Annotated in this window: 24 protein-coding genes and 1 tRNA gene; 16 read left to right on the forward strand and 9 right to left on the reverse strand. The window is 74.2% G+C overall.

Annotated elements, in window-relative coordinates; genetic code table 11:
* Window positions 1-65 precede the first annotated feature (65 nt).
* Window positions 66-1,343, reverse strand: coding sequence for an MFS transporter (locus tag H9X71_RS04835; protein WP_191148574.1), 1,278 nt, complete (start codon window positions 1,341-1,343; stop codon window positions 66-68).
* A 110-nt stretch (window positions 1,344-1,453) separates the two neighbouring features.
* Here H9X71_RS04835 and H9X71_RS04840 point away from each other — a divergent pair, with 110 nt between their 5' ends.
* The gene (locus tag H9X71_RS04840) at window positions 1,454-2,098 is read left to right on the forward strand and encodes a TetR/AcrR family transcriptional regulator (protein ID WP_191148575.1); all 645 of its coding nucleotides are present in this window, start codon (window positions 1,454-1,456) and stop codon (window positions 2,096-2,098) included.
* A 50-nt stretch (window positions 2,099-2,148) separates the two neighbouring features.
* On the opposite strand, the gene H9X71_RS04845 is transcribed toward H9X71_RS04840, so the two are convergent.
* Genes H9X71_RS04845 through H9X71_RS04865 form a run of 5 tightly spaced genes read right to left on the reverse strand, consistent with a single transcriptional unit; the run spans window position 2,149 to window position 7,694 of the window.
* Complete coding sequence (locus H9X71_RS04845; RefSeq protein WP_191148576.1) at window positions 2,149-3,456, reverse strand: DUF58 domain-containing protein; 1,308 nt, start codon at window positions 3,454-3,456, stop codon at window positions 2,149-2,151.
* 14 nt (window positions 3,457-3,470) lie between these two features.
* A complete protein-coding gene (locus tag H9X71_RS04850; RefSeq protein ID WP_191148577.1) occupies window positions 3,471-4,424 on the reverse strand; it encodes an AAA family ATPase in 954 nt (317 codons plus the stop codon).
* Window positions 4,421-5,680 (reverse strand): DUF4350 domain-containing protein, encoded by a 1,260-nt coding sequence (locus H9X71_RS04855; RefSeq protein ID WP_191148578.1) that lies wholly within the window; start codon window positions 5,678-5,680, stop codon window positions 4,421-4,423. The genes H9X71_RS04850 and H9X71_RS04855 overlap by 4 nt, the downstream gene beginning before the upstream one ends.
* Window positions 5,677-6,378 carry a DUF4129 domain-containing protein gene (locus H9X71_RS04860; protein ID WP_244961807.1) on the reverse strand — a complete coding sequence of 234 codons (702 nt, stop codon included), beginning with the start codon at window positions 6,376-6,378 and terminating at the stop codon, window positions 5,677-5,679. The genes H9X71_RS04855 and H9X71_RS04860 overlap by 4 nt, the downstream gene beginning before the upstream one ends.
* Window positions 6,375-7,694 carry a hypothetical protein gene (locus H9X71_RS04865; protein WP_191148579.1) on the reverse strand — a complete coding sequence of 440 codons (1,320 nt, stop codon included), beginning with the start codon at window positions 7,692-7,694 and terminating at the stop codon, window positions 6,375-6,377. The genes H9X71_RS04860 and H9X71_RS04865 overlap by 4 nt, the downstream gene beginning before the upstream one ends.
* 122 nt (window positions 7,695-7,816) lie before the next feature.
* Here H9X71_RS04865 and mtrA point away from each other — a divergent pair, with 122 nt between their 5' ends.
* From mtrA to secA, 6 genes are all read left to right on the forward strand, one after another.
* Window positions 7,817-8,497: an MtrAB system response regulator MtrA gene (gene mtrA, locus H9X71_RS04870; RefSeq protein WP_086527181.1), complete on the forward strand. Its 681-nt coding sequence runs from the start codon at window positions 7,817-7,819 to the stop codon at window positions 8,495-8,497.
* A gap of 4 nt (window positions 8,498-8,501) precedes the next feature.
* The gene (gene mtrB / locus H9X71_RS04875; protein ID WP_191148580.1) at window positions 8,502-10,136 is read left to right on the forward strand and encodes an MtrAB system histidine kinase MtrB; all 1,635 of its coding nucleotides are present in this window, start codon (window positions 8,502-8,504) and stop codon (window positions 10,134-10,136) included.
* A complete protein-coding gene (gene lpqB, locus H9X71_RS04880; RefSeq protein ID WP_244961809.1) occupies window positions 10,120-11,886 on the forward strand; it encodes a lipoprotein LpqB in 1,767 nt (588 codons plus the stop codon). Before mtrB ends, lpqB begins: the two co-directional genes overlap by 17 nt.
* Window positions 11,887-11,947: 61 nt before the next feature.
* Window positions 11,948-12,721: a ComF family protein gene (locus H9X71_RS04885; RefSeq protein ID WP_191148581.1), complete on the forward strand. Its 774-nt coding sequence runs from the start codon at window positions 11,948-11,950 to the stop codon at window positions 12,719-12,721.
* 154 nt (window positions 12,722-12,875) lie between these two features.
* Complete coding sequence (hpf, locus tag H9X71_RS04890) at window positions 12,876-13,565, forward strand: ribosome hibernation-promoting factor, HPF/YfiA family (RefSeq protein WP_191148582.1); 690 nt, start codon at window positions 12,876-12,878, stop codon at window positions 13,563-13,565.
* A gap of 201 nt (window positions 13,566-13,766) precedes the next feature.
* A complete protein-coding gene (gene secA / locus H9X71_RS04895; protein ID WP_191148583.1) occupies window positions 13,767-16,592 on the forward strand; it encodes a preprotein translocase subunit SecA in 2,826 nt (941 codons plus the stop codon).
* A 94-nt stretch (window positions 16,593-16,686) separates the two neighbouring features.
* Here secA and H9X71_RS04900 read toward each other — a convergent pair whose 3' ends face one another.
* Window positions 16,687-17,097, reverse strand: a complete 411-nt coding sequence (locus H9X71_RS04900; RefSeq protein ID WP_204570782.1) for an Rv3235 family protein — start codon at window positions 17,095-17,097, stop codon at window positions 16,687-16,689.
* A 383-nt stretch (window positions 17,098-17,480) separates the two neighbouring features.
* Here H9X71_RS04900 and H9X71_RS04905 point away from each other — a divergent pair, with 383 nt between their 5' ends.
* From H9X71_RS04905 to H9X71_RS04920, 4 genes are read left to right on the forward strand one after another with little or no spacing between them, the layout of a single operon-like run.
* The gene (locus H9X71_RS04905; protein WP_191148585.1) at window positions 17,481-18,089 is read left to right on the forward strand and encodes a hypothetical protein; all 609 of its coding nucleotides are present in this window, start codon (window positions 17,481-17,483) and stop codon (window positions 18,087-18,089) included.
* 57 nt (window positions 18,090-18,146) lie between these two features.
* Window positions 18,147-18,782 (forward strand): hypothetical protein, encoded by a 636-nt coding sequence (locus tag H9X71_RS04910; protein WP_191148586.1) that lies wholly within the window; start codon window positions 18,147-18,149, stop codon window positions 18,780-18,782.
* 2 nt (window positions 18,783-18,784) lie between these two features.
* Window positions 18,785-20,407: a CpaE/TadZ family protein gene (locus tag H9X71_RS04915; RefSeq protein ID WP_191148587.1), complete on the forward strand. Its 1,623-nt coding sequence runs from the start codon at window positions 18,785-18,787 to the stop codon at window positions 20,405-20,407.
* A gap of 9 nt (window positions 20,408-20,416) precedes the next feature.
* Window positions 20,417-21,919, forward strand: a complete 1,503-nt coding sequence (locus H9X71_RS04920) for a sensor histidine kinase (RefSeq protein WP_191148588.1) — start codon at window positions 20,417-20,419, stop codon at window positions 21,917-21,919.
* Between the two features lie 84 nt (window positions 21,920-22,003).
* On the opposite strand, the gene H9X71_RS04925 is transcribed toward H9X71_RS04920, so the two are convergent.
* On the reverse strand, window positions 22,004-22,252 hold the full coding sequence (locus H9X71_RS04925; protein ID WP_012037746.1) for a WhiB family transcriptional regulator: 249 nt from the start codon (window positions 22,250-22,252) through the stop codon (window positions 22,004-22,006).
* A gap of 245 nt (window positions 22,253-22,497) precedes the next feature.
* On the opposite strand from H9X71_RS04925, the gene H9X71_RS04930 reads away from it, so the two are divergent.
* On the forward strand, window positions 22,498-22,929 hold the full coding sequence (locus H9X71_RS04930; RefSeq protein ID WP_191148589.1) for a hypothetical protein: 432 nt from the start codon (window positions 22,498-22,500) through the stop codon (window positions 22,927-22,929).
* A 27-nt stretch (window positions 22,930-22,956) separates the two neighbouring features.
* Here H9X71_RS04930 and bcp read toward each other — a convergent pair whose 3' ends face one another.
* Window positions 22,957-23,436: a thioredoxin-dependent thiol peroxidase gene (bcp, locus tag H9X71_RS04935; RefSeq protein ID WP_191148590.1), complete on the reverse strand. Its 480-nt coding sequence runs from the start codon at window positions 23,434-23,436 to the stop codon at window positions 22,957-22,959.
* A 152-nt stretch (window positions 23,437-23,588) separates the two neighbouring features.
* On the opposite strand from bcp, the gene H9X71_RS04940 reads away from it, so the two are divergent.
* The 4 genes from H9X71_RS04940 (at window position 23,589) to H9X71_RS04955 (ending at window position 25,840) form a co-directional block, all read left to right on the forward strand.
* Window positions 23,589-23,664, forward strand: a tRNA-Lys gene (locus H9X71_RS04940).
* A gap of 294 nt (window positions 23,665-23,958) precedes the next feature.
* Window positions 23,959-24,453 carry a CarD family transcriptional regulator gene (locus H9X71_RS04945; protein WP_012298114.1) on the forward strand — a complete coding sequence of 165 codons (495 nt, stop codon included), beginning with the start codon at window positions 23,959-23,961 and terminating at the stop codon, window positions 24,451-24,453.
* 151 nt (window positions 24,454-24,604) lie between these two features.
* Window positions 24,605-24,835 carry a hypothetical protein gene (locus H9X71_RS04950; RefSeq protein ID WP_191148591.1) on the forward strand — a complete coding sequence of 77 codons (231 nt, stop codon included), beginning with the start codon at window positions 24,605-24,607 and terminating at the stop codon, window positions 24,833-24,835.
* Between the two features lie 240 nt (window positions 24,836-25,075).
* Window positions 25,076-25,840: an HNH endonuclease family protein gene (locus tag H9X71_RS04955; protein WP_244961810.1), complete on the forward strand. Its 765-nt coding sequence runs from the start codon at window positions 25,076-25,078 to the stop codon at window positions 25,838-25,840.
* Window positions 25,841-25,857: the final 17 nt, after the last annotated feature.

A 25,857-nucleotide genomic window follows, 5' to 3' on the forward strand; every position in this document is an offset into this window, starting at 1 on the left:
GGGGGCTCCTGGGGGGACGGGGGCGGCGGTCCGGGTGCGCTCGGGCGGGGCGGCGGATGCGGCGGTCACCGCACGCCCTTCACGCGGAAGGCGGCGAGCGCGCCGAGGATCCCGGCGGCGGCGCCGGAGAGGAACAGGCCCGGGTAGCCGAAGGCCGCGACCACGCCGCCCGCCGCGGTGGGCACGAGCGACTGCGGCAGCGCCTGCGCGATGTTGACGACGCCGAGGTCCTTGCCGTTGTCGGAGTCGCTCGGCAGCACGTCGGTGATGAGCGCGAGGTCCACCGCGTAGAACGAGCCGATGCCCGCGCCGATCACGAGCTGCGCGGCGTACACGACGGCGAGGCTGGGGGCGAGGGCGAGGATCACGAGGCCGACGACCGCGACGAGCGCCGCGACGGCGACGAACACCTTGCGGCGGCCGAGCCGGTCGCTCAGCCAGCCGGCGAGGAAGGTCGTGGCGACCACGCCGATCACGTTGAAGAGCGTCGCGACGAACACGGCGTTGGCGACGTCCGCCTCGGCGACCCCGAGGTCGTCGATGAGGTACAGCGCGAGGTAGTTGGTGGCGGTCACGGCCGAGGCGGTGAGCAGGAAGCGCATGAGCCAGGCCCAGCCGAAGTCGGGGTTCCGGCGGGGGTCGAAGACGAACGAGCCCAGGAGCTCCTTCGCGCTCAGGCGCGTGGCGGGCCGCTCGACGAGCACGCGGTCGCGGAACACGAGCGCGAAGGTGACGACCACGATCACGCCGATGGCGCCCGGCACGAGCACCTGCTGCGTGGTGGTCGCGAAGAGCTGGACGATGAACGTGCCGACCACGAGCGAGCCGTTCTGCGCGACGCCCACGGCGGCGGCGACGCGGCCGCGGTTGCGGGGGCGCGCGGAGTCGGCCATGACGGCGATGAGCGCGGCGATGGCGGCGTTGAAGCAGGCCTGCACGAGCATCCACGCGCCGACGAGCGCGAGCACGGTGGACGCCTGGGTGAGCAGGAACAGGGCGCCGTAGCCGAGGACGACGCCGCCGATGATCCACGGGCGGCGCATGCCGAGGCGGCCGGGCGTGCGGTCGGAGAGGCGGCCGGCGAGCGGGTTGACGACGAGCGCCACCAGCGCGCCGAGGCCGAGGACGAGGCTCAGCGTGCCGGCCGTCGCGTCGGGCGCGACCTCGGCGACCTTGAGCGCGAGCGACACGATGATGGGCGGCAGCAGGGCCACGAAGAGGCCGAGGAGCGCGATCGGCATCCCGATCTCCGCTCGGCGCGAACCCGGCGGGCGCTCGCCCTCCCGGCCTGCCAGGACGCGCGACGCGTCCTCGATGTGCTGCTCTCGGACTGCGTCGGCCACGGTGCCTCCTCGTTCGGGGCCGCCCTCGTCGGCGGCTCGGCACGACGGTAGCACGCGAAACCCACCGGTGGTAGGTATTGGTCCACGCCGCGGATCGCTAGGGTCGAGGCATGGCAGGGGCAGAGGGTCCGCGGCGCTACGCCAAGGGGGCGACGCGCCGGCGCGAGATCCTCGAGGCCGCGCTCGCGCTCATCGCCGAACGGGGGTACTCGGCGTCCTCGCTGCAGGAGATCGCCGACGCCGTGGGGATCAGCAAGGCCGGCGTCCTGCACTACTTCGACTCGCGCGAGGCGCTCATCGCGGCCGTGCTCGAGGAGCGCGACGCGCACTCCGCGGCCGACTACCGGCGGGCGCTGCCCGACGCGGATCCCGCCGACATGGTCGGCATGCTGCTGCGGGCGAGCGCGCACAACGCCGAGACGCCCGGCCTCGTCGCGCTCTACTCGCGCCTCGTGGTGGACGCTGCCGGCGCCGAGCACCCCGCGCACGCGTACATCGCCGGCCGCTACGCCCGCGTCGTCGGCGCGGTCGCCGACCAGGTGCGCGCGCTCGACGTGGAGCTGCCCGCGGGGCTCGATCCCGACGGCTTCGCGCGGCTCGCGGTCGCGGTGAGCGACGGCCTGCAGCTGCAGTGGAGCTACCGGCCGGAGATCGACATGCGCGACGCGCTGGAGCGGGCGCTCCGTGCCCTGAGCGGCGGGGTCCTGCCGCTGTCGACGCCGGATCCCGCGCGGCCGGCCGTCGCGCCCGCCTGACCTCGCGGGGCTTCGTCCTTCACGGGGCTCCCGCGGCGGCCGTGCGCAGGTCAGAGCCGGCCGGTGGCCTTCAGCCGGATGTACCGGTCGGCCAGCGCCGGCGGCAGGTCCGCGGGCGCGCCCGTGACGACGTCGGCGCCGAGCCGGCGCACGGCCGCCTCCACGCGGGCCACGTCGAGCAGCGCGCGCTCGGCGGCGGCGGCGCGGTAGACGGCCTGGCGCCCGGAGCGGTCGGCGGCGCGCTCGGCGAGGCCCGGATCCACCACCGCGGCCACGAGCACGTGGTGCGTCCGGGTGAGCTGCGGCAGCGCCTGCAGGAGCGCCCGCGCGCTGCCGGGGGAGTCGATGGCCGTGAGCAGCACCACGAGCGAGCGCTGCGAGACGATGCGGCGCACGAGCGCGGGCACGGCGGTCCAGTCGGTCTCGAGGAGCTCCGGATCCACGGGCGCGAGCGCGTCGACCATGCGCGCGACGACGTCGCCGCCGGATCCGGCCCGCACGCGCGCGCGGACGCGGCGGTCGTGCGCCACGAGGTCCACGCGGTCGCCCGCGCGCGTGGCCAGCGCGGCCAGCAGCAGCGACGCCTCGAACGCGGTGTCGAGGCGCGTCTCGTCGCGGATCCGGCCCGCGGCGGTGCGCCCGGTGTCGAGCACGAGCACCACGCGCCGGTCGCGCTCGGGCCGCCAGGTGCGCACGACCACGTCCTGCCGCCGGGCGGTCGCGCGCCAGTCGATGGAGCGCACGTCGTCGCCGCGCACGTAGTCGCGCAGGCTGTCGAACTCGGTGCCCTGGCCGCGGACCATCAGCGCGGTGCGCCCGTCGAGCTCGCGCAGGCGGGCGAGGCGCGAGGGCAGGTGGCGGCGGGAGCGGAACGGCGGGAGGACGCGGACGGCGCCGAGGGAGAGGAGCGTCGCCTGGCGCGCGGCGAGGCCGAGCGGGCCGCCCGAGCGGATGGTGACGCGCTCGGTGCGGCGCTCGCCGCGGCGCGTGGGCGTGAGGGTCAGGCGGATCGCGCGGCGCTCGCCCGTGGGGATCCGCACCCGGTCGCGGGTGGACGACGCGCCCGCCGACGGCTGCCAGGCGTCGCGGACCACGGCCCGCAGCGCGCGCCGCCCGCGGTTGGTGACGAGCAGGGTGCTCTCGCCGGTCTCGTCGAGGCGGATCCGCGCGGGCAGGACCCGCTCGAGGGCCACGGCCCGGGGGCTCGCGGCGAGCGCCAGGTCGAGCGCGACGAGGAGGGCGGCCAGGAGGATCCACCCCGCCAGGAGCGCGTACGCCGCGTCGGGCCCGTCGCCGAGCAGGACGACGGGCACGAGCCCCGCGAGGAGCAGCGCGACGGCGCGGCCGGTGAGGGCCATCTAGCGGCGCGCCACTAGATCGGCACCTGCACCTGCGACAGGACGCTCCGGAGGACCGCGTCGACGGAGACGCCCTCGAGCTCGGCCTCGGGCCGCAGCGCGATGCGGTGGCGGAGCACGGGCAGCACCATCTCCTGCACGTGGTCGGGGGTCACGGCGTCGAAGCCGCTCAGCCACGCCCACGCGCGGCTGGCGGCGAGCAGGCTCGTGGATCCGCGCGGCGAGACGCCGAGCTGCACCGACGGCGAGCGGCGGGTCGCCCGCGCCAGGTCGACCATGTACGCGAGCACGTCGGCGCCCACGCGCACCTCCCGGACGGCGGCCTGCGCGCGCCGGAGGCCGTCCGCGTCGAGCACCGGCTGCACGCCCGCGGCGCGGAGGTCGCGCGGGTCGAAGCCCTGCGAGTGGCGGCGGAGCACCTCGACCTCGGCGTCGCGCTCGGGCAGGTCGAGCACGAGCTTCAGCAGGAAGCGGTCGAGCTGCGCCTCGGGCAGCGTGTACGTGCCCTCGTACTCGACGGGGTTCTGAGTGGCGGCGACGAGGAAGGGGTCCGGCAGCGGGTGGCTCTCGCCGTCGACCGTGACCTGCCGCTCCTCCATCGCCTCGAGCAGCGCCGACTGCGTCTTCGGCGGCGTCCGGTTGATCTCGTCCGCCAGCAGGATGCTCGTGAACACGGGCCCCCGTCGGAACGAGAACGCGCCCTCGCGGGAGTCGTAGACGAGGGATCCGGTGATGTCGCCCGGCATGAGGTCGGGCGTGAACTGCACGCGCGCCGTGTCGAGGCGGAGGGCGTGGCTGAGCGAGCGGACGAGCAGCGTCTTCGCGACGCCGGGCACGCCCTCGAGGAGCACGTGGCCGCGGGCGAGGAGGGCGATGATCATGCCCGTCACGGCGCCGTCCTGCCCGACGACGGCCTTCCCGACCTCGGTCCGGACGGCGAGCAGGCTGGTGCGGAGGTCGTCGGTCATGGATCCATTCTCCTGGTGGGGTCGGCGGCCCGGGCGACCCGGCGCTCGAGCGCGGCGAGGCGCCCGGCGAGGTCGACGAGGTCGCGGTCGGTGCGGGGCACGTCGTCGAGGAGCAGGGCGCGGACGCCCGCGGGGTCCTCGCCGAGGGCGGCGGCGGACGCGGCGGCCACGTCGTCGACGGTCGCCAGGCGGCCGAGCGCGAGCGTCGTCGCCAGCCGGTCGACCGTGCCGACGCGCAGGGCGTCGAGCGCGTGGGAGCGGGCGTCCGCGCGCTGGTAGAGGCGGGCGCGGCCCTCGGCGGTCTCGTCGGCGCGCACCACCACGGGCAGCCGCTCCACCACGAGCGGGCCGAAGCGGCGTCCGCGCCAGACGGCGGCGGCGAGGGCGGCGGCGCCGAGGAGGAGGATCGCCGGGGTCACCCACCCGGGCGTCAGCTCGCCGAGCGTGGGTGGAGCGTCACCCGCGGCGTCGTCGGGGGAGGGCGAGTACCAGACGAGCCGCGGCCGCTCGCCGAGCACGCCGAGCGCGAGGGCGGCGGATCCCTGCTCCGCGATGCGGTCGTTCGTGAGGATCGGGTCGGCGCCCAGCACCGTCACCGTGCCGTCCGGCACGAGGGGCGCGGGCACGCGGAGGAGCGCGAAGGCGTCGCCGGTGTCGTCGGGGAAGCAGGCGAGCACGTCGGGGCCGTCGTCGCCGAGGTGGCGGAACGCGGGGGCGTCGTCGGGCACGGATCCCGCGGCGCGCGCCGCCGGCAGCGCGCACCCGGCGTCGAGCAAGCGGTCCGCGGACTCGGCGGCGCCGCCCGCCGCGACGTCGGGGGCGATCGCCTGCAGCGTCCGGAAGTCGGGCGCGAGCAGCACGAGCCGGTCGGAGAGGCGGCCGACCTCGGCCAGCCGCTCGTCGTCGAGCCGGTCCGAGGTGGCGCCGAGCACGAGGGTCGCGTCGTCGCCGTCCCCGACGGCCGCACGCGCCTCCGGGAGCGTCCGGGCCAGCGTGACCTCGACGCCCTGGGCGGCGAGGACGCGCGCGAGCGCCTGCGTGCCGCCGGGGGCGGGGCTGTCGGGGGCGAGCGGTTCCCCCTGGCGCGCGGCCCCGCCGACCCCGAGCGTGACGAGGGCGATGACGACGGCGAGCGCGGCCAGGGCGATCCACGTGCCCGCGCGGCGGAGCGCCTGCCCCGGCGTCCTCGTCTCGGACGGCGCCGCGGCGGTCGCGGACGTCGCGGCGCGCGCGTCGGCGGGGGCGGGGGCGCTCACGCGGATCCCGCGCCCACGGGCTCGCGCAGCACGGGCACGGCCGTCCGCAGGTCGCGGTCGAGCGCGGCGAGCCGGTCGAGCATGTCCTCGGTGCCGGCGCGGCCGAGGTAGCGCACCGCGTCGAAGTCGTCCGCGGCGCCGGCGAGGCGCGCGGCGTGGGCCGGGTGGGCGGATCCCGCGCGCCGGGCGAACCCGCGGGCGGTGGTGCCGGGGTCCACGGCCACGATCGTGCGCTCGGCCTGCTCGCGTGCGACGGCGCGGAAGAGGTCGGAGACCGCCGCATCGAGGTCGCCCGCCCGGCGGGCCGCCTCGGCCTGACGGCGCAGCTCCTCCGCGGAGCGCCGGTCGTCGGATCCGAACAGCCCGTCGCCGCGCTCGGCGGCGCGCCGCCGGTCGCGCCGCGGGGCGCCGAAGACGAGGAACGCCACGACGACGACCGCGAGGGCGAGCGCGCCGATCACCACGGGCGCGATGGACGCGAGCCCGCCGCCGGCCCCGCCGAGGAGCTCGGCCAGCCAGTCGCCCACGGCCTGCGCGGCGAGGTCCAGCGCGTTCGGCCGCGCGGCCTCGTACTCGGGCCTCCCGAGCTCGTCGAGGAGGAGGCGGCGCGCGTCGTCGGCGTCCGGATCCAGCGGCGCCGCGGCGACGCGCCCGAGGGCCGCCGCTGTCGTGCCGAGGACGGCGACGCCCACGGTCACGGGCGGTCCGGGCCGGCGGCGCCGGGTCCGGGCATGCCGCCGGGCGTCCCGGCGACCGGGGACGCGTACGGGTCGCGCGCGTCGGGTCCGGTCGCGGAGGCGGCGCCGGCCGCGCGCTCCTCGGCGAAGCGCGCGAGCTCGAGGTCGAGGCCCTCGCGCCGCATCCGGAGGTCGATGTAGAGGATGGCCGCGTTCGCGGACGTGACGACGCCGCCGACGCTCGCCACGACAACGCTGACCACGATGGTGAGCAGCTGCGAGCCGAGGTAGAACGCCGTCGAGGCGTCGAAGGACTGGAAGTCGGCCTCGCCGTTGGGGAAGAGCAGCGTCTGCAGGATGGTCGTCAGCAGCGTCAGCGGCACCGTGATGACGTTGGTGGCGGCGGACACGATGACCGACGTGAGCAGCAGGATCCCGAGCACCCGCCAGAACGAGCCGATCGTCAGCGACCAGGAGCGCCGGGCCGCCGCGAACGGCCGCAGCCGCTCGATGACGATGCCGCTCGGCACGAGCGCGAGCCGGGTGGAGACCCACGCGGCCACCACCACGAGGCCGAGGACGCCGAGCACGCCGACGATGATCCCGACCGCGATGCCCGCGCCGCCCGCGAGCACCAGGAGCGCGACGATCCCGGCGAGGACGGCGAGCACGAGCGTCCACGCGGCCGTCAGCGCGAGGCTCCACAGCACCAGCGGCCGGAGGCGGGGGAGCGCGACGCGCCAGAGCGCGCGCATCCGCAGCCGCTCGCCGAGCGTGCCGCGCGCGACCTCGCTCGCGACCACGCCCTGCAGGAACGCGGACGCGACGATGGAGAGCACGAGCGTCACGAGCGCGGCCACGACGACGGCCGCGACGCCGCCCGCGATGATCGGCCCCTGGTCGGCCTCCCGCGCCGACAGGATCCGGCTGACGACGAAGCCCGAGACGCCGCCGACGATGGCGAGCGTGAGGACGCTCACGAGCCCCTGGACGAGGAGGGCGCTGCCGACCGTGGCGCCGGGGTTCCGGCGGAGCGTCTGGAACGAGCCGGCGAGGATGGCGCCGAGCCCGAGCGGGCGCAGCGGCAGCAGGCCGGGCTTGGGCGGCGGGGTCCAGCCGGGGGCGGCGCCCCAGCCGAGCGGCGGCGGGTAGCCGGGGCCGGGGGCGTGTCCGTGCGCGGCCGGCGCGTACGCCGGTGCGGGCGGGCCGACCGGCCCGGGAGCGGCGGGCGGCGGGACGCCGGGACCGGCCGCGGGCTCCCGTCGATCCGGATCCGGGGATCCGCCCTGCCCGGACGGGGTGCCGCCCGGGGCCTGCCAGCTCTGGTCATCGGTCACAGTCGCCCAGCCTCCCACAGGCGCCCGGCGAAGTCACCGCGCCCACGGGTCCCCGCGTGGCCGGGCGATCCCGCGGATCCACCGGCTACCCTGGGGTTTCCGAGGACAGGGAACCCCGCTTCATGACAGCACGGATACTGGTGGTCGACGACGACACCGCGCTCGCCGAGATGATCGGCATCGTCCTGCGCACCGAGGGCTTCGAGCCCTCCTTCTGCGGCGACGGCGGTCAGGCGCTCGCCGCCTTCCACGAGGGCAAGCCCGACCTCGTCCTCCTCGACCTCATGCTGCCCGGGCTCGACGGCATCCAGGTGTGCGACCTCATCCGCGCCGAGTCGGGCGTCCCCATCATCATGCTCACGGCCAAGTCCGACACGGCCGACGTCGTCAAGGGCCTCGAGTCCGGCGCGGACGACTACATCGTCAAGCCCTTCAACCCGAAGGAGCTCGTCGCCCGCATCCGCACGCGCCTGCGCCCCGCGGCCGCCGCGTCGCCCGGCCTCCTCCAGGTCGGCGACCTCGTGGTCGACGTCGAGGGCCACGAGGTCCGGCGCGGCGACGTGCGCATCAACCTCACGCCCCTCGAGTTCGACCTGCTGCACGCGCTCGCCAGCCGGCCGCAGCAGGTGTTCACGCGCGAGATGCTGCTCGAGCAGGTCTGGGGCTACCAGTACAAGGCCGACACGCGCCTCGTCAACGTCCACGTGCAGCGCCTGCGCGCGAAGGTCGAGGACGACCCGGACAACCCGCGCATCGTCATGACCGTGCGCGGCGTCGGCTACCGCGCGGGGGCCGCGGCCTAGCCCCATGCGCCCCCTGCCCGCGTGGCTCGTCGACTGGAGGTCGTGGCCCCGCCGCCTCGTCCGGATCTGGGCGGTCTCCCTCCAGTTCCGCACCGTCCTCATCACGGTCGCGCTCTCGGGCGGCACGGTCCTCCTCATCGGCGTGCTCATGACGCAGAGCATCTCGAGCGACCTCTTCCGCCAGCGGCTCGACACCGTGCTCCAGCAGTCGAACAGCGCCACCGGCCGGATGCAGGAGCAGTTCACCTCCTCCGACGCGTCCGACCAGACGGAGCTCGAGCAGCTGCGCACGCAGGTCTTCGACGAGCTCCGCGGCAGCGCCATCAACCTCTCCGACTTCGCGTTCCGCCGCACCCCCGGCACGGAGGCGCGCAACGTGCTGCAGAACGCGTCCACCGCCGACTACGTCGACAGCCTCCTGAGCGCCGACCTCCGCCGCGCGGTCGGCGCGGGCTCGGGCACGCAGCAATGGCAGTCCGTGGCGATCCCGGTGGGCGAGCAGGGGGCGACGAGCCCCGGCATCGTCGTCGGCTCGAGCATCGACATCCCCTCGGCTGGCCGCTACGAGCTCTACCTCGTCTACGACCTCGGCGACATCCAGCAGACCCTCGACTTCGTGGCCGGCACGATCCTCCTCGCGTTCCTCCTCCTGGTCGTCCTCATCGGCGCGATCGCGTGGCTCGTCGTCCGCCTCGTCGTCGCGCCCATCCGCGTCGCGGCCGACACCAGCCAGAAGCTCGCGGCCGGGCAGCTGGAGGAGCGCCTGCCGGTCAAGGGCGAGGACGTCATCGCGACGCTCGCGCGCTCCTTCAACGGCATGGCCGACTCGCTGCAGTCGCAGATCACGCAGCTCGCCGACCTCTCGCAGCTGCAGCAGCGCTTCGTCTCGGACGTCTCGCACGAGCTGCGGACGCCGCTCACCACCATCCGGCTCGCGGGCGGCGTGCTCTACGACCTCCGCGAGGACTTCAGCCCGCCGGCCGCCCGCAGCGCCGAGCTGCTGCACACGCAGGTGGAGCGGTTCGAGACGCTGCTCGCCGACCTGCTGGAGATCAGCCGCTTCGACGCGGGCGCGGTCGACCTCGTCACCGAGCCGACGAACCTGGTGCGGCTCGTGGAGGACTCCATCGAGGAGTTCGAGGGGCTCGCCGCGCAGAAGGGCTCGGAGCTGCGGCTCGTCGCCCCCGGCGGCTACTTCGACGCCGAGATGGACGCGCGCCGGGTGCGCCGCATCGTCACGAACCTCGTCGGCAACGCCGTCGACCACGGCGAGGGCCGGCCCATCGTCATCACGGTCGACAGCGACCGCGACGCCGTCGCCCTGGCCGTCCGCGACTACGGCGTCGGCATGACGCACGAGGAGATGGGGCACGTCTTCGACCGCTTCTGGCGGGCGGATCCGTCGCGCCAGCGCACCACGGGAGGCACGGGCCTCGGCCTCGCCATCTCGCTGGAGGACGCGAACCTGCACCACGGCTGGCTGCAGCTGTGGTCGCGGCCGGGCGAGGGATCCTGCTTCCGCCTGACCCTGCCCCGACGGCCCGACGTGACCCTCGACGGCTCGCCCGTCGCCCTGCCGCCTGACGACCCCGCGGACGACCGCGCCGACGAGGAGGACGCCCGTGTCACCCGCACCTGATCCCCGCGAGCCCGCCGCCCCCGGGCCCCGCTCCCGCACGCGCACCCGACGCCGCATCCGCCGCCGCCCGTCGCGCGTCGCCGCCGTCGCGCTCGTCGCGGCCGCGGCCGTCCTCCTGGCCGGCTGCGTCTCCATCCCCTCGGGCGGCCCCGTCTCCGAGGGCGACCCCGCCACCGTCACCGACGAGTCCGGCGTCAGCTACCAGCCGGACGGCCCTCAGGCGGGCGACGGCCCGGACGCCGTCATCGCGGGCTTCGTCGACGCGGCGACGAGCTCCGCCGACCAGTACGGCGTCGCGCGCCAGTTCCTGTCCTCCGACTTCGCCTCGCGCTGGGACCCGTTCGCCAGCGTCGTCGTGTGGGAGGGCCAGGCCGAGACCTCGGAGGAGGTGGACGGCACCTACAGCTACTCCGTGACCACCATCGCCACGGTCGACGGGCAGGGCCACTACCGCGAGGTCGGCAGCGACCAGGAGACGCGCCTGTCCTTCCAGCTCGTGGAGGAGCGCGGGGAGTGGCGCATCACGAAGGCGCCCGACGGGATCGCGCTCCGCTCCACGTACTTCCGCGAGATCTTCAGCGCGCACGCCCTGTACTTCTTCGACCCCACCTTCACCTTCCTCGTGCCGGACCTCCGCTTCTTCGTCACGCGGGCGTCGCAGAGCGTCAGCACGCGCGTCGTGAAGGCGCTCCTCCAGGGGCCGTCGCCGTGGCTGTCCCAGCCCGCGGTCGTCACGGCCTTCCCGGAGGGCACGCGCCTCGCGTCGTCCGCCGTCACGGCCGCGGGCGGCACGCCGCAGGTCGACCTCACCACGGAGGCCCGCGCGGCCGACACCGTCACCCAGCAGCGGATGCAGCTGCAGCTGCGGCAGAGCCTGTCGGGCATCCCGTCCGTCCTCGACGTGCAGGTGCTCGTCGACGGCACGCCGCTCACGGTCCCGGATCCCGGCGGCCGCGGACCCGTCAAGGACCCGCAGGCGGAGTCCCGGCCCCTCGTGCTCGCCGAGGGCGCGTTCGGCTACCTCGGCGGGGGCGAGGTCGCCCCGCTCGGCACGCTCGGCACGCGGGTCGCCGCGCTCGCCGCCGACGCCGCCACCCTCAGCGCCGACGGGCAGCAGGCCGCGGTGCGCAACGCAGCCGGCGTGTGGACGGTGGGCGACGGCGACCGCGACTCGGTCCTCCTCGACACCCGACCCGGCCTCGTGGCCCCCTCGCTCGACGCGCAGGGCTACGTCTGGTCGACGCCCGCGTCGGATCCCCGCGGCCTCGTCGCCTGGGGCCCCGACGGCGTGGCCCACCCCGTCGCGGTGAGCTGGACCGCCACGGGCCGCGTCGTCTCCCTCGACGTCGCGCGCGACGGCGCCCGCGTGCTCGTGCAGCTCGAGACGGGGGCGGGGCCGCAGCTGCTCGTCGCGTCCATCGTGCGCGACGGCGGCGTCCCCGTCTCGCTCACCGCCACCCCGCTCGAGCTGGTCGCGACGCCCGGCACGCCCCTCGACGCCACCTGGGTCGACGAGCTCGACGTCGCCACCCTCACCCTCATGCCCGACGGGGAGCGCCAGGTGGACCTGCACCAGGTGGGCGGTCCGTCGAAGGACCTGGGATCCGCCGCCGACGGCGTCTCCATCACGGGAGCCAACGACGAGAGCGGCCTCCGGGTCCTCACGAGCGCGGGCGCCCTGCTCACGCCGCGGGGGAGCACGTGGCAGCAGACCGCCACCGGCGTCTCCTTCGTCGCGACCAAGCGCTGACGCCCTTCACGGATCCGCCCACGCGCGCCGCCCCGTGCGGCGCGCGTGCGACCCTCCGCGCATGGCACCCTCCTCCGTCCGGCTCGCGCCCCTCCACCCGGTCGTGCGCACCGCCCTGCTCGACGCCCTCGCGGTCGTCGCCCCCGTGTCCTGCGCCGGATGCGGCGCGCCCGACCGCGCCGTGTGCGCGGCGTGCGTCGCCGCGATCCGCACGCACCCGCGCGTCCGCACCCTGGCCCTCGCCGCCGTGGACGCGGGGCGGGGGCGGCGTCCGGCCGCCGTCGTCCCGGTCGGCTGCGGCAGCGCCTACGCGCCGCCATGGCCGGCGCTGCTCTCCGCGCTCAAGGAGGACGGGCGCACGGATGCGGCGCGCGCCATGTCCGGCGCCCTCCGCCGCGCCGTCCGGGCCGCCGCCGACGCGTCCGCCGACGCCCGCGGCCCGGTCGAGGTCCTCGCGGTCCCGTCGCCGGCCGCGTCCCTGCGCCGCCGTGGCTACGCACCCGTCGAGGTCCTGCTCGCCCGTGCCGGCCTCCGCTCCCTCCGCGCGCCGGGCCCGCCCGGCCTCCGCCGCCACCCGCTGCGCTTCACGCGCCGACCGGCCGACCAGGCCGGACTCGGCGTCGCCGCCCGCGCCGCCAACGTCGACGGCTGCCTCGTCGCGCGCATGGACCTCGCCGACCGCCGGATCCTCGTGGTCGACGACGTGCTCACCACCGGCGCCACCCTGCGCGAGACCTGCCGGGCCGTGCGCGCGGCGGGCGGCGTGGTGGTCGCGTGCGCCGTCGTCACGGCCGTCCCGGAGCGCGGGCGCCGTCGCCCGCCCCGGACGACATGACCCGTCCGTCGCTCCCTGTGCATGTCCGATGCCCCCTCGGTCCACCCGCCGGATGCCTCGCGCGGGGACGCGCCCGAGGTCTAGGCTCGCCCGAAAGGCGTGAAAGTGATCGCCCTCTTCCAGCGGGCGACGCGTCATGATCTGGAGGTACGTCATGGACATCAACATCACCGGCCGCAACGCGGAGATCACGGACCGGTTCCGCGTGTACGCCACCGAGAAGGCCGACAAGATCGCCCAGCTCGCCGAGAAGTCCATCTCGCTCGACATCAAGGTCTCGCGGCACAGCGAGAAGTCCGGCGGGTCCGCCGGAGACGACCGCGTGGAGATCACGCTCGTCGGTCCCGGCCCCGTCATCCGTGCGGAGAGCAGCGCCGCCGACAAGTTCGCGGCCTTCGACCTCGCCCTCGGGCGCATGCTCGAGCGCCTGCGCCGCGCGAAGGACAAGAAGAAGATCCACCGCGGCAACCACCGCCCCGTCTCCCTGCAGGAGGCGGCCACGGGCGGCTTCTCCCAGATCGACCTCGACCCGGCCGACGCCGAGCTCATCGAGCGCGTCAACGGGAAGAGCGTCGCTCCCGTCGACCAGCCCGTCGAGGAGGACGACTACTGCCCGGTGGTCATCCGCACCAAGGTCTTCCCCTCGCAGTCGATGACCGTCGACCAGGCGCTCGAGCACATGGAGCTGGTCGGCCACGACTTCTTCCTCTTCATCGACGCGGAGACCGACCGCCCGAGCGTCGTCTACCGCCGCAAGGGCTGGGACTACGGCGTCATCGGCCTCGCCGACGGCGAGCAGGAGCTCGCGGGAGCCGGCGCCGGCTCCCGGTCGCTCCGCCGCTGATCCGTCCCATCGGTCCCCGAGGCCCCGTGCGCTCCGGCGCGCGGGGCCTCGCGCGTCGCGCCGGGTCCACCGGTCAGGGCGCTCCCGGGAAGAGGGCCGGACGAGTCGGTACTATGGCGATGCTCGTCGGCGGCGACATCCGCGCGCCGTCACGGCGGTCGTCGTCACCCGGCGCCCGCCCATGAACGCAGGGAGACACCGATGGCCTCAGTACTCGAGAAGGTCCTTCGCGTCGGCGAGGGGCGCACGCTCCGCAAGCTGCAGAACTACGCGAAGGCGGTGAACCAGCTCGAGGAGGACTTCACGCACCTCACCGACGAGGAGCTCAAGAACGAGACCGTCGAGCTGCGCGAGCGCCACGCCAACGGCGAGTCCCTCGACGACCTGCTCCCCGAGGCCTTCGCGGCCGTCCGCGAGGCGTCCCGCCGCACCCTGGGCCTCCGCCACTTCGACGTGCAGATCATGGGCGGCGCGGCCCTCCACCTCGGCAACATCGCCGAGATGAAGACGGGCGAGGGCAAGACCCTCGTCGCCACGCTCCCCGCGTACCTCAACGCCATCGCCTCCCGCGGCGTGCACGTCATCACGGTCAACGACTACCTCGCCAGCTACCAGAGCGAGCTCATGGGCCGCGTGTTCCGCGCCCTCGGCATGACCACCGGCGTGATCCTCGCGGGCCAGACCCCGCAGCAGCGCCGCGAGCAGTACGCCGCCGACATCACCTACGGCACGAACAACGAGTTCGGGTTCGACTACCTGCGCGACAACATGGCGTGGCAGGCGGCCGACATGGTGCAGCGCGGCCACTTCTTCGCCGTGGTCGACGAGGTCGACTCCATCCTCATCGACGAGGCCCGCACGCCGCTCATCATCTCGGGGCCCTCCGCGGGCGACGCGAACCGCTGGTTCAGCGAGTTCGCCACCGTCGCGAAGCGCCTCATCCCCGAGGTCGACTACGAGGTCGACGAGAAGAAGCGCACCGTGGGCGTGCTCGAGGCGGGCATCGAGAAGGTGGAGGACCACCTCGGCATCGACAACCTGTACGAGTCCGCGAACACGCCGCTCATCTCGTTCCTCAACAACTCGATCAAGGCCAAGGCCCTGTTCAAGAAGGACAAGGACTACGTGGTCATGAACGGCGAGGTGCTCATCGTCGACGAGCACACGGGCCGCATCCTCATGGGCCGCCGTTACAACGAGGGCATCCACCAGGCCATCGAGGCCAAGGAGGGCGTCGCGGTCAAGGCCGAGAACCAGACCCTCGCCACCGTCACGCTGCAGAACTACTTCCGCCTCTACAAGAAGCTGTCGGGCATGACGGGAACGGCCGAGACCGAGGCCGCCGAGTTCATGAGCACCTACAAGCTCGGCGTGGTCCCGATCCCGACCAACCGGCCCATGCAGCGCAAGGACCAGTCCGACCTCATCTACAAGAATGAGAAGGCCAAGTTCGAGCAGGTCGTGGAGGACATCGCCGAGCGCAACGCCTCCGGCCAGCCCGTCCTCGTCGGCACCACGAGCGTCGAGAAGAGCGAGTACCTCTCGAAGCTGCTCGCCAAGAAGGGCGTCCGCCACGAGGTCCTCAACGCGAAGAACCACGCGCGCGAGGCTGCCATCGTCGCGCAGGCCGGTCGCCTCGGCTCGGTCACGGTGGCGACGAACATGGCCGGCCGCGGCACCGACATCATGCTCGGCGGCAACGCGGAGTTCCTCGCGGTCGCGGCCATGAACGCGCGCGGCCTCAGCCCCGTCGAGACGCCGGAGCAGTACGAGACCGAGTGGGACGACGTGTTCGCCCAGGTCAAGGCCGAGGTGGATGAGGAGGCCGCGAAGGTCATCGAGGCCGGCGGCCTGTACGTCCTCGGCACCGAGCGCCACGAGTCGCGCCGCATCGACAACCAGCTGCGCGGTCGCTCCGGACGCCAGGGCGACCCCGGCGAGAGCCGCTTCTACCTGTCGCTCACCGACGACCTCATGCGCCTGTTCAACAACGGCGCCGCCGCGAGCTTGATGGGACGCGACAGCGTGCCGGACGACGTGGCCATCGAGTCGAAGGTCGTCAGCCGGGCCATCCGCAGCGCGCAAGGCCAGGTGGAGGCGCGCAACGCCGAGATCCGCAAGAACGTCCTCAAGTACGACGACGTCCTCAACCGCCAGCGCGAGGCCATCTACGGCGACCGGCGCCACATCCTCGAGGGCGACGACCTGCAGGAGCGCTCGCAGCGCTTCCTCGAGGCCGTCATCGACGACGTGCTCGACTCCCACATCGGCGAGGGCAACGGCGACGACTGGGACTTCGACGCCCTCTGGACCGAGCTCAGGACGCTCTACCCGATCTCCATCACCATCGACGAGGTCATCACGGAGGCCGGCAGCAAGGGCCGGGTCAACCGCGACTTCGTCCGACGCGAGATCCTCTCCGACGCGAAGCTCGCCTACTCCAAGCGCGAGGAGCAGCTCGGCGAGGCCGCCATGCGGGAGCTCGAGCGCCGCGTGGTCCTCTCGGTCATCGACCGCCGCTGGCGTGAGCACCTCTACGAGATGGACTACCTCAAGGACGGCATCGGCCTCCGGGCCATGGCGCAGCGCGACCCCCTCGTCGAGTACCAGCGGGAGGGCTTCGCGCTCTTCCAGCAGATGATGGGCGCCATCCGCGAGGAGACCGTCGGCTTCCTCTTCAACCTGGAGGTTGAGGTGCAGGCTCCGGCCGACGCCGAGTCGGTCGGTCCCCGCATCCAGGCGAAGGGCCTCGCCGCCAACCAGGCGACCGCGGACAAGCTGCGGTACACGGCGCCGACGGACGACGGTGGTGTCGAGGTCCGCAACCAGCGCGGGCAGATCGAGAAGGCCGCCACCGCGAAGGCTCAGAAGGAGCAGCAGGCGGAGGATGCCGTGCTTATCGGCGAGGAGGAGCCCGAGGCGCCGCAGGGGCCGCCGGCCCGAGGCGCCTTCGGTCAGCGCACGGGCGATGCGCCCTCCGCTCCGACAAACCGCGAGGAGCGTCGCAAGGCAGACCGCCGCAAGTAGGGAGCGGGGCGGGACCTCCGGGTCCCGCCCTCGCCCCGACGCACGAGAAGGGCGCACCTCCCGCGGGAGGTGCGCCCTTCTCGTCCGTCCGGGTCTACAGGACGTTGATGGCCGTCGCGCGCCAGCGGCGGTCGAGGCCCTCGAGCCGGATGGCCACGGCACGGGCGCGAGCCCGTCCGTGGACGACGATGACCGCCTCGATGACGCCGTCCCGCGGCGAGAACGAGGTGACCGTGCCGATGGAGAAGACAGGTCGCGTGACCGACTGGCCCTTGGTGCGACGCGCACGGGCGCTGAGCACCACGCGCTTGAGGAGGTGGCGGTAGACGTCGTCGCTCACCCAGCGGGCGATCTGGTCGAGCTCGCGAGCGCCGGCGAGGATCTCGATGACGCAGCGCGTGAGGTTCTCCAGCAGCGGACCGGACGGGGGGAGGTCCTGGCTGCTGCAGGGCTGGCGCCCGAAGAAGTCGTCGACGTCGAAGCGCTTGCGGACGGTGCCTCGCACGGTGGCGGTGGCGGCGGGGGAGGCCGGGGTCGAGGCCCGGCTCGACGCCGCGCTTCCCGGGGCGGCTGCGGAGGCCGGCTGTCGGGCGCCGTTCCGTCGCGAGGACGCGCCGTCGGCGCTCCCGGTGGTGGCGCTCCGGCGGTCAGGGAGCTCCTCCCGTGGCACTGCTTCACTCATGCGTCACTCCCATCCCGGTGCGCCCCCCGATCGGGGGACCACGATGACTGGTCAACTGTGACAGTGCGAGAGGCGCGGCGCATCCTCAGGACACAAGATGTGGAGAACTGAGAGCGGATCTCAAGGAAGCGACCCAAGGTGACGGGGATGTCCGAGCCGTCCCCGCCGCCGCCCCGACCCCTCCGCACGTCGCGGACCCGCCTCCGATGAGGTGGGAGAACCTCTTCGACGACCTCGAGGGGCAGTGGGAGACGGCTCGGCTCGCGGAGGAGAGGGACCAGCGCGTCGAGGAGGAGCGCATGCGCCTCGCCCGCACCGTGGTGCGGGACCGCCTCCGGGCGCTCACGGCGTCCGATCCCGCAGGCTCCCTCCGGCTCTCCCTCTCCGACGGGACGTGGATCGACCTGCGCGCCAAGGTGCTGGGGCGCGACTGGCTCTCCGGCGACCTGCTGCTGCACGGGGAGGCCGCGCGGCCCGGCCAGGAGAGGGCGTGCATCCTGCCGCTGGCGTCGATCCACGCGCTCGCCCTCGACCGCGACCAGGTCCGGGCGAGCCTCGCGCCGGTCGCGGAGCTCCCGCCCGAGCGCGGCATCGTGGACCGCATCGGCCTGCCCTTCGTCCTCCGCGACCTCTGCCGTCGCCGAGCGCGGGTCGAGCTGCGGCTCCGGGACACGGTCGTCGCCGGCACCCTGGACCGCGTCGCGCGGGACCACGTCGACGTCGCGGTGCACGAGCTCGGGACGCCGCGCCGTGAGTCGGCCGTGTCGGGCTACCGCCTGGTCCCGCTCGCGGGGATCGTGCTCGTCCGGGTCTGAGGCCGGGATGTGGACAACGTGCGACGTCGCCCGGCTCCGTCCCCGACATTGACCCGCATGCCTCCCACCCCTCGTCCCGCGCGTCCTGCGCGCCGTCCCGTCTGGCTGGATCCCCGGTTCCTCGTGGGGCTCGTCCTCGTCCTCGTCTCGACGGGCGGCGTCGTGGCGCTGCTCCGCTCGGAGGACTCGTCCGTGGTGGTCATGGCCGCCGGCTCCTCCCTCGACGCCGGTCGCACCGTCCACGCCTCGGATCTGGTGCCCGTGCGGGTCCGCATGGACGCCGCTGACCTCTACGTCGCCCCGGACGCGGTGGACGGGCTCGTCGTGACGCGCTTCGTCGGGGCGGGCGAGCTGATCCCCCGGTCGTCCCTCGCCTCCGCGGACGCCCGGACCACCGCCGCCGTCGTGATCCTGACGGCGGCGGGCGCGGACCACCTGGTGGCGCCGGGGACCGTCGTGGACGTCTGGGCGGCCGCGCCGAAGGGCTCCGGCACGAACTCGTACGACGCGCCTCGCGTGATCGTCTCCGGCGCGACCGTGGCCCAGGTCATCCAGCCTCAGGGGTTCGTCGCCGACCAGGACCACACGCAGGTGCAGCTGACGGTCCCGCGCGAGGACGTCGCGGCCGTGATCGCGTCCACGGACGAGCGGGACCAGATCACGCTCGTGCCCGTGGGCGACGCGGGGGCCTGAGCGTGGCGTCGCTCGTGCTGGCGCTCCCGCCCCGAGCGGAGGACGCGCTCCTCCGCGAGATCGTCGAGGCGGGCCACACCGTCCTCGCGCGCGTGACGGGGGCGCGAGAGGTGATCGCCGCGGTGCGGGCGGCCGCGGCGGATCCCCTGCATCTCGTGATCTCGGCTGCCCCGTCCACCCTCGACCGCGAGGTGCTCGCGGTGCTCGACGAACGCGGGGCGCGGGCGGTCGCCATGGCCTCGAGCGAGGTCGACCGGCGCAACGCGCAGGCTCTCGGCCACCACGAGGTCGTGGACGAGGGGGCGACGTGGTCGGAGGTGGAGGCGCTGCTGCTCACCGTCCGTCCGCGCGGAGCGGGGGAGGGCGCTCCGACCGGGGTCCGGCGCGAGGACGCGGTGGCGGGGCATCTGGAGGACGCGGCCGTCGGCCATGGCGTCGACGGAGCCGGCCGGGACCGGGCCCGGCTCCCGGAGGCACGTCCGCGGCTCCGCACGCCGTCCCGCGGGGGCCGGGCGGACCGGGGCGCCCGCGGCGACGATCGCGCGGCCGCCGCCGTCGGACGCACGGCGCCTGCCGGTCCGGCCGCCCGGTCGGAGGCCGCCTGGCGCGGCCACGGCCGATCCCTGCGAGGGCGCCTCGGCCTGGCCCGCCGACCCCGCGTGCCCGATCCCGTCGTGCGCGGACGTGACGACCCCGCGGCGGAGCCCGGCGCCCCGACATGCGGGCGCATCATCGTCGTATGGGGACCGCAGGGCGCGCCCGGACGCACGACGACAGCTCTGGCCGTCGCCGGCGAGATCGCGGCCGCCGGGCACTCCACGGTGCTGGTCGACGCCGACGTGCACGGGGGCACCGTCGCCGCGACCCTCGGCCTGCTCGACGAGGCACCCGGGTTCGCCGCGGCGTGCCGGCTCGCGGCCGCGGACAGCCTCACCGTGGAGGAGCTGGACCGGGTCGCGCAGCACCACCCCTCCACGCGGGCGCCGGGCTTCTCCGTGCTCACGGGCATCTCCCGACCGGACAGGTGGCCGGAGCTCGCGGAGGGCCGGGTGTCGGCGGTGCTGCAGGCCTGTCGCGGCTGGCGCGAGTACACGGTGGTGGACGCGTCCTTCAACCTCGAGGACGACGAGGAGATCTCGAGCGACATGTTCGCGCCACGCCGCAACGCGGCGACGCTCGCGGCCCTGCGGGGTGCGGATCACGTCGTGGCGGTCGTGTCGGCGGACACGGTCGGCCTGTCGCGGTTCTTCCGCGCCTACGTCCAGCTCCTCGAGATCGTGGACCCGTCCCGGGTCTCCGTGCTCGTCAACAGGGTCCGTCCGAGCGCGGGCGGCTGGGACGCGGCCGGTCAGGTGCGCCGCACGCTCTTCCGCTTCGGGAGCGTGGAGGCGTCGGGCTTCGTCCCCGAGGACCGCGATGCGCTCGACGCGGCCGTGCTCGCCGGGGCCACGTTGCGGGACATCGCACCACGGTCGCCCGCGCTCGTGGAGTGGTCGCGATTCACGCGCACCACCCTCCTGCCGCCGGAGGACGCGCCTCGTCGGCTGCGCCGCGGCGGGCGGTCGGCGCCCCCGCTCCGCCGCGGCGCCGACGACACGGGGGAGGAGCGCGCGCAGCCCGCATAGGCTGTAGCCGTGTCCACGCTCAGCGATCTCGTGCATGCCCAGGGTCTGTCCTCCGACGCGGATGTCGAGTGGCTGCACCTCCTCGTCGGCGACTGGCAGCTCCTCGCCGACCTCGCCTTCGCGGACATCGTGCTGTGGGTCCCGACCGTCAGCGGCAGCTTCGTCGCCGTGGCGCACGCCCGGCCGTCGAGCTCGGCGACCCTCTTCTACCGCGACTTCGTGGGGCAGCCCATCAAGGCGGAGTGGCGCAAGCAGGTGACGGACGCGCACGAGAGCGCCCGCATCATCGACTCGTCCGCGCCGGACTGGTACGAGGAGACCCCGACGCGGGTGCGTGCGGTGCCCGTCCTCCGACGCCTCGCGCAAGGGAGCCCCGAGGTGACGGACACGCCCATCGCGGTCATCACCCGGCACACGAACCTCAGCGAGACGCGCACGCCGAGCCGGCAGGAGCTCACCTTCAACGAATGCGCCAACGACCTGTTCGCGATGATTGCGGACGGCGACTTCCCCGACCTGGGCTCGCCGACCGGCCCGCGCCGCGGCGCGCCCCGGGCATCCGACGGCCTCCTGCGTCTGGACGTCGACGGGATCACGACGTTCGCGAGCCCCAACGCGCTGAGCGCGTTCAACCGGATGGGCTTCTCGGAGGAGCTGGAGGGCGAGTCCCTCGCCGACGCCACGTCGAGCCTCCTGACGGGCAAGCGGCTGACCGTCGACGAGTCCCTGCCGCTCATCGTGGCGGGCCGTGCCCCGTGGCGCACCGACATCGAGTCCCGCGGCGTCACGGTGTCGCTCCGCGCGATCCCGATCCGCAGCCACGGCGAGCGGATCGGCGCCGTCGTGCTCTGCCGCGACGTGACGGAGCTGCGTCACCAGGAGCGCGAGCTCATCACCAAGGACGCGACGATCCGCGAGATCCACCACCGCGTGAAGAACAACCTCCAGACGGTCGCGAGCCTGCTGCGGATCCAGGCCAGACGGTCCCACACGGAGGAGGCGCGCGAGGCCCTCGGCCACGCGCAGCGACGGGTCGGCGCGATCGCGGTCGTCCACGACACGCTGAGCGAGGGGCTCAACCAGAACGTCGACTTCGACGCCGTGTTCGATCGCGTGCTGCTGCTCATCGCCGAGGTGGCGTCAGCGCACAACACCCGCGTGCACCCGAAGATCCTGGGCAAGTTCGGCGTGCTGCCGAGCGCCTACGCGACGCCGCTCGCCCTCGCGCTGACGGAGCTCGTGACGAACGCGGTGGAGCACGGGCTCGCGGGCCGCTCGGGCGAGGTGGCGATCGAGGCGGCCCGCACGGAGGAGACGCTCACGGTCAGCGTGCGCGACGACGGCGTGGGGCTCCCCGAGGGCAAGGTCGGCACGGGGCTCGGCACGCAGATCGTGCGGACGCTCATCCAGGGGGAGCTGGGCGGCACCATCGACTGGCACACGCTCATGGGCAGCGGCACCGAGGTGACCATCGAGGTCCCGCTGCGGTGGCTCGCCCCCGTCACCGCCTGAGCGGGCGCGTCCAGCGGAGCATGACGAGAGCCGGGCAGCCCCAGGGCTGCCCGGCTCTCGTCGGTGGTGCGTGTGCGGCCGGCGTCAGCTGGCGCGGCGGGCGCGAGCGGCGCGGCGCTTGAGCGCGCGGCGCTCATCCTCGCTCAGGCCGCCCCAGACGCCCGAGTCCTGACCGGTCTCGAGGGCGTACTGCAGGCACATCTCGGTGACGGAGCAGCGACCGCAGACGGCCTTGGCCTTGTCGATCTGGTCGACGGCCGGGCCGGTGTTCCCCACGGGGAAGAACAGCTCGGGATCCACAGTCAGGCAGGCTGCCTTGTCACGCCAGTCCATAGGGGTGCTCCTCAGGTCGTTACTCGTTGCTCGGCTGATCAGCCGCGGGATGGGGGATGGGGCGAGGCGTCCGGGAACGGCATCGGGACGGGGCGCGTGCCCCTCCTCGTGAGATGCTCAGCTTCAGGAATGCGTTCCTTGTAAGCTCGGTTCCGGATCTGCTCACCACCCTGTGAACGAACTCGACCTGGAATATCGTCGCATAGAGCCAACGATCAATCAATAGCTTTGTATGGGAACGTGCTGTGACCGGAACCGGTGATGCCCTCGATCCGCGTGACGTCCCCGCGGCCTCCAGTCGATCGCCCGCGGTCGTGCTCCTCACGGTCCTCGTCGGCCTCGAGGCCCTGGGCATGGCCGGGGTCACCGTCCTCCTGGTCGTCGACCTGCTGACGTCCACCGCGGCGTCGTTCGCCAGCGCCGTCGCGCTCATCGCCCTGTCCGCGCTCGCGACCGTCTTCCTCGGCGCCGTCGTGCGCGGGATCCTCCGAGGCCGCAGCTGGGTGCGGCCGGGCGCCGTCACCTGGCAGTTCCTGCAGATCGCCGTCGGCGTCGGCAGCCTCCAGGGCGCCGACGCCCGTCAGGACCTCGGGTGGGGGCTCATCGTCCCGTCGCTGGGCGTGCTCGTGCTGCTGTTCACCCGGTCCGTGCTGCTCGCGACCGCGCGCCGCGACTGAGCGCGGCGCGGCTCGGCGCGACGGCGGTCAGGCGTCGACGCCGAGCTTCCTGCGCAGCGACGCGACGTGACCGGTCGCCTTCACGTTGTAGAGCGGCAGGGTCACCGTGCCCTCCCCGTCCACGACGACGGTCGAGCGGATCACGCCCGTGACCTTCTTGCCGTAGAGCGACTTCTCGCCGTAGGCGGCGTACGCGCGGTGCACCTCGAGGTCCGGGTCCGACAGGAGCGTGAAGCTGAGGCTCTGCTCCTCGCGGAACCGGGCGAGGTCCTCCTGGGGGTCCTTCGAGATGCCGAGGACGCGGTACCCCGCTGCCTGGAGGGAGTCCATGCTGTCGCGGAAGTCGCACGCCTGCGTGGTGCAGCCGGGGGTGCCCGCGGCGGGGTAGAAGTACACGATCACGTCCTGGCCCCGGAGGTCGGACAGGGAGACGGGCGTGCCGTCCTGGTCGGGGAGGGTGAAGTCGGGGGCGGGCTGCCCCTTCTCGAGGCGGGCGGTCTCGGACATGGCGGAGCCTCTCGTTCGGGGGATCGATGTCCATGCTACGGCCGCCTCGCGAGGTCCGATCACGTCGTCCACGGCCTCGATTGGCGTCGGGCCGCGACGTGGTGCTAGTGTCATCTCTCGGTCCGGTACCCCGTTCGACAGGGTCCTCACCTGCACCTCTAGCTCAATTGGCAGAGCAACTGACTCTTAATCAGTGGGTTCTCGGTTCAAGTCCGAGGGGGTGCACCACACGCTCCGCATCAGGCGGAGCAGCCCGTCCGCGGTCGAGCCGCCTCCCATCGCCCCTCCCGCGGCTGCGTCGATGGGCGGGGGAGAACCGTGACAGAATACCGGACGGACCATCACCGCGGACGCGCCTAGCGGAGCGACGCGGCGGCCGGTGATCTCGGTGCACCGGCCACGCACCACGACGACGCCTCCTCGGCGGGCGTCGCGGCGCGGGACGTCGGCGCCCACGCGGCTGTGCATGCGCGTGCGCGACATCTCCGGCACACATCTCGAGGGATCGAAGGACAGCACTACATGATTTTCGAAGTAGGGGAGACCGTCGTGTACCCCCACCACGGCGCAGCCACGATCACCGCGGTCAAGACCCGCACCATCAAGGGGGTCGACAAGAAGTACATCACCCTCCAGATCCACCAGAGCGAGCTCGTCATCGACGTGCCCGTCGACAACGCCGAGCTCGTGGGGCTGCGTGACGTGATCGACAGCTCCGGCGTGGAAGCCGTGTTCGACGTGCTCCGCGGTGACGTCGAGGAGGAGGCCGGCAACTGGTCGCGCCGCTTCAAGGCCAACACCGAGAAGATGGGCTCCGGCGACGTCCGCCGCGTCAGCGAGGTCGTCCGCGACCTCTGGCGCCGCGACCAGGACTCGGGCGTCTCGGCCGGCGAGAAGCGGATGCTCGCCAAGGCCCGTCAGATCCTCGTCTCGGAGCTCGCGCTCGCGCAGAAGTCCACCGACGAGGAGGCGTCCGTCGTCCTCGACGGCGTCCTCGCGCAGAGCATCTCCGCCTGACCCTCGCGCGTTCGCGTGACGCGCTCCGCCGACGGGCGGTCCTCCGCATCGGGGGACCGCCCGTCGGCGCATCCGGCGCGCCCGCCGTCCGTCCCGCGACGAGGGACGCGAGCCCGTCGACCGGGCGAGCGACCGGCGTAGGGTGCGAGGCATGCGCGATCACCCGGAACGACCCGACCATGACGGCCCCCTCGAGCAGAACCCGCTGCAGCCCGCGCGCCGCGGCCTGCGCGTCTGGATCTACGTCATCGCGGCGGTCATCGTGATCGCCGTCGTCGCGTTCGCGCTCGTGCGCCTCGCGACGGCCGGGCAGAACACGCCGGGCCCGTCGTCCCTCGGGGTCGTCGCGCACGTGATCGCCGCGGCGCGCATCCTCCTCTGACCGGTCGCGCGCCTCGCGGCCGCTGACGCGGTGGGCGCCTCGACCGGGAGGGCTCCTCGGCCTCACGCGCTCGATGGTGCCTCCTCCCCAGGCGACCGCCCGGCCCTGGCTCGCACGCATCTGCTCGGCGCGAGATCCGCGGCGCGTCGACGACGCCATGGTGCACCTCGGGACGGGGGTGCGATGGGCGGCAGTGATCGAGGGCCAGCACGGCTGGGCAGACGACCGAGGCTCGAGGCGGTGCTGCGCCGGTGCCGCCGCGACCGGATCCGTCTCCTGCTGACGGGGGCGGCGACCGTCATCGTGCTCGTCGCGGTGATCGTCGGAGCGCGGGAAGCGGCACTCGGGCCCGACGGCGACGTCGGGCCGCTCTCCGCCGCGGTCGGCGGCGGCCCGGTCGTCTCCGCGCTGGAGCGCGCGGGTCTCGTGCACGGCGGGCGGATCGACGTCGCGGCCGCGCGGGAGCTGACGGATCGGCTGGCCCCGGACGGGCGCGAGCGGCGGCCGCGCTACGACCGGGACGCCTTCGGTCCGGCCTGGGCGGACACGGACGGCGACGGGTGCGACCAGCGCGACGACGTGCTCGCGCGCGACCTCGTCGACGTGGTCCTCTCCTCCTCCGGGGACGCGTGCACGGTCGTCGCCGGCCACCTGCAGGACGCGTACACGGGTCGCGGCATCGACTTCACGCGCGGCGCCCGCACGAGCGCGGCCGTGCAGATCGACCACCTCGTGCCCCTGTCCTGGGCGTGGCGGCACGGCGCCTGGGCATGGTCGGACGAGCGGCGCGAGCGCCTGGCCACCGACGTCGACGAGTTGCAGGCCGTGGACGGGCCCACCAACCAGGACAAGTCGGATCAGGGGCCGGCCACCTGGCTGCCGCCGGATCCCGCGTACCGCTGCCTCTACGTCACGCGGTACGCGTTCATCGTGAGCCGGTACCGGCTCGGGATCGACGACGCCGACCGGGCGGCCGTCGACCGCGTCCTCGGCACGTGCTCGTGATGCGCGGACGGCCGCGC

It is taken from the genome of Clavibacter zhangzhiyongii (assembly GCF_014775655.1).
Taxonomy (GTDB): domain Bacteria; phylum Actinomycetota; class Actinomycetes; order Actinomycetales; family Microbacteriaceae; genus Clavibacter; species Clavibacter zhangzhiyongii.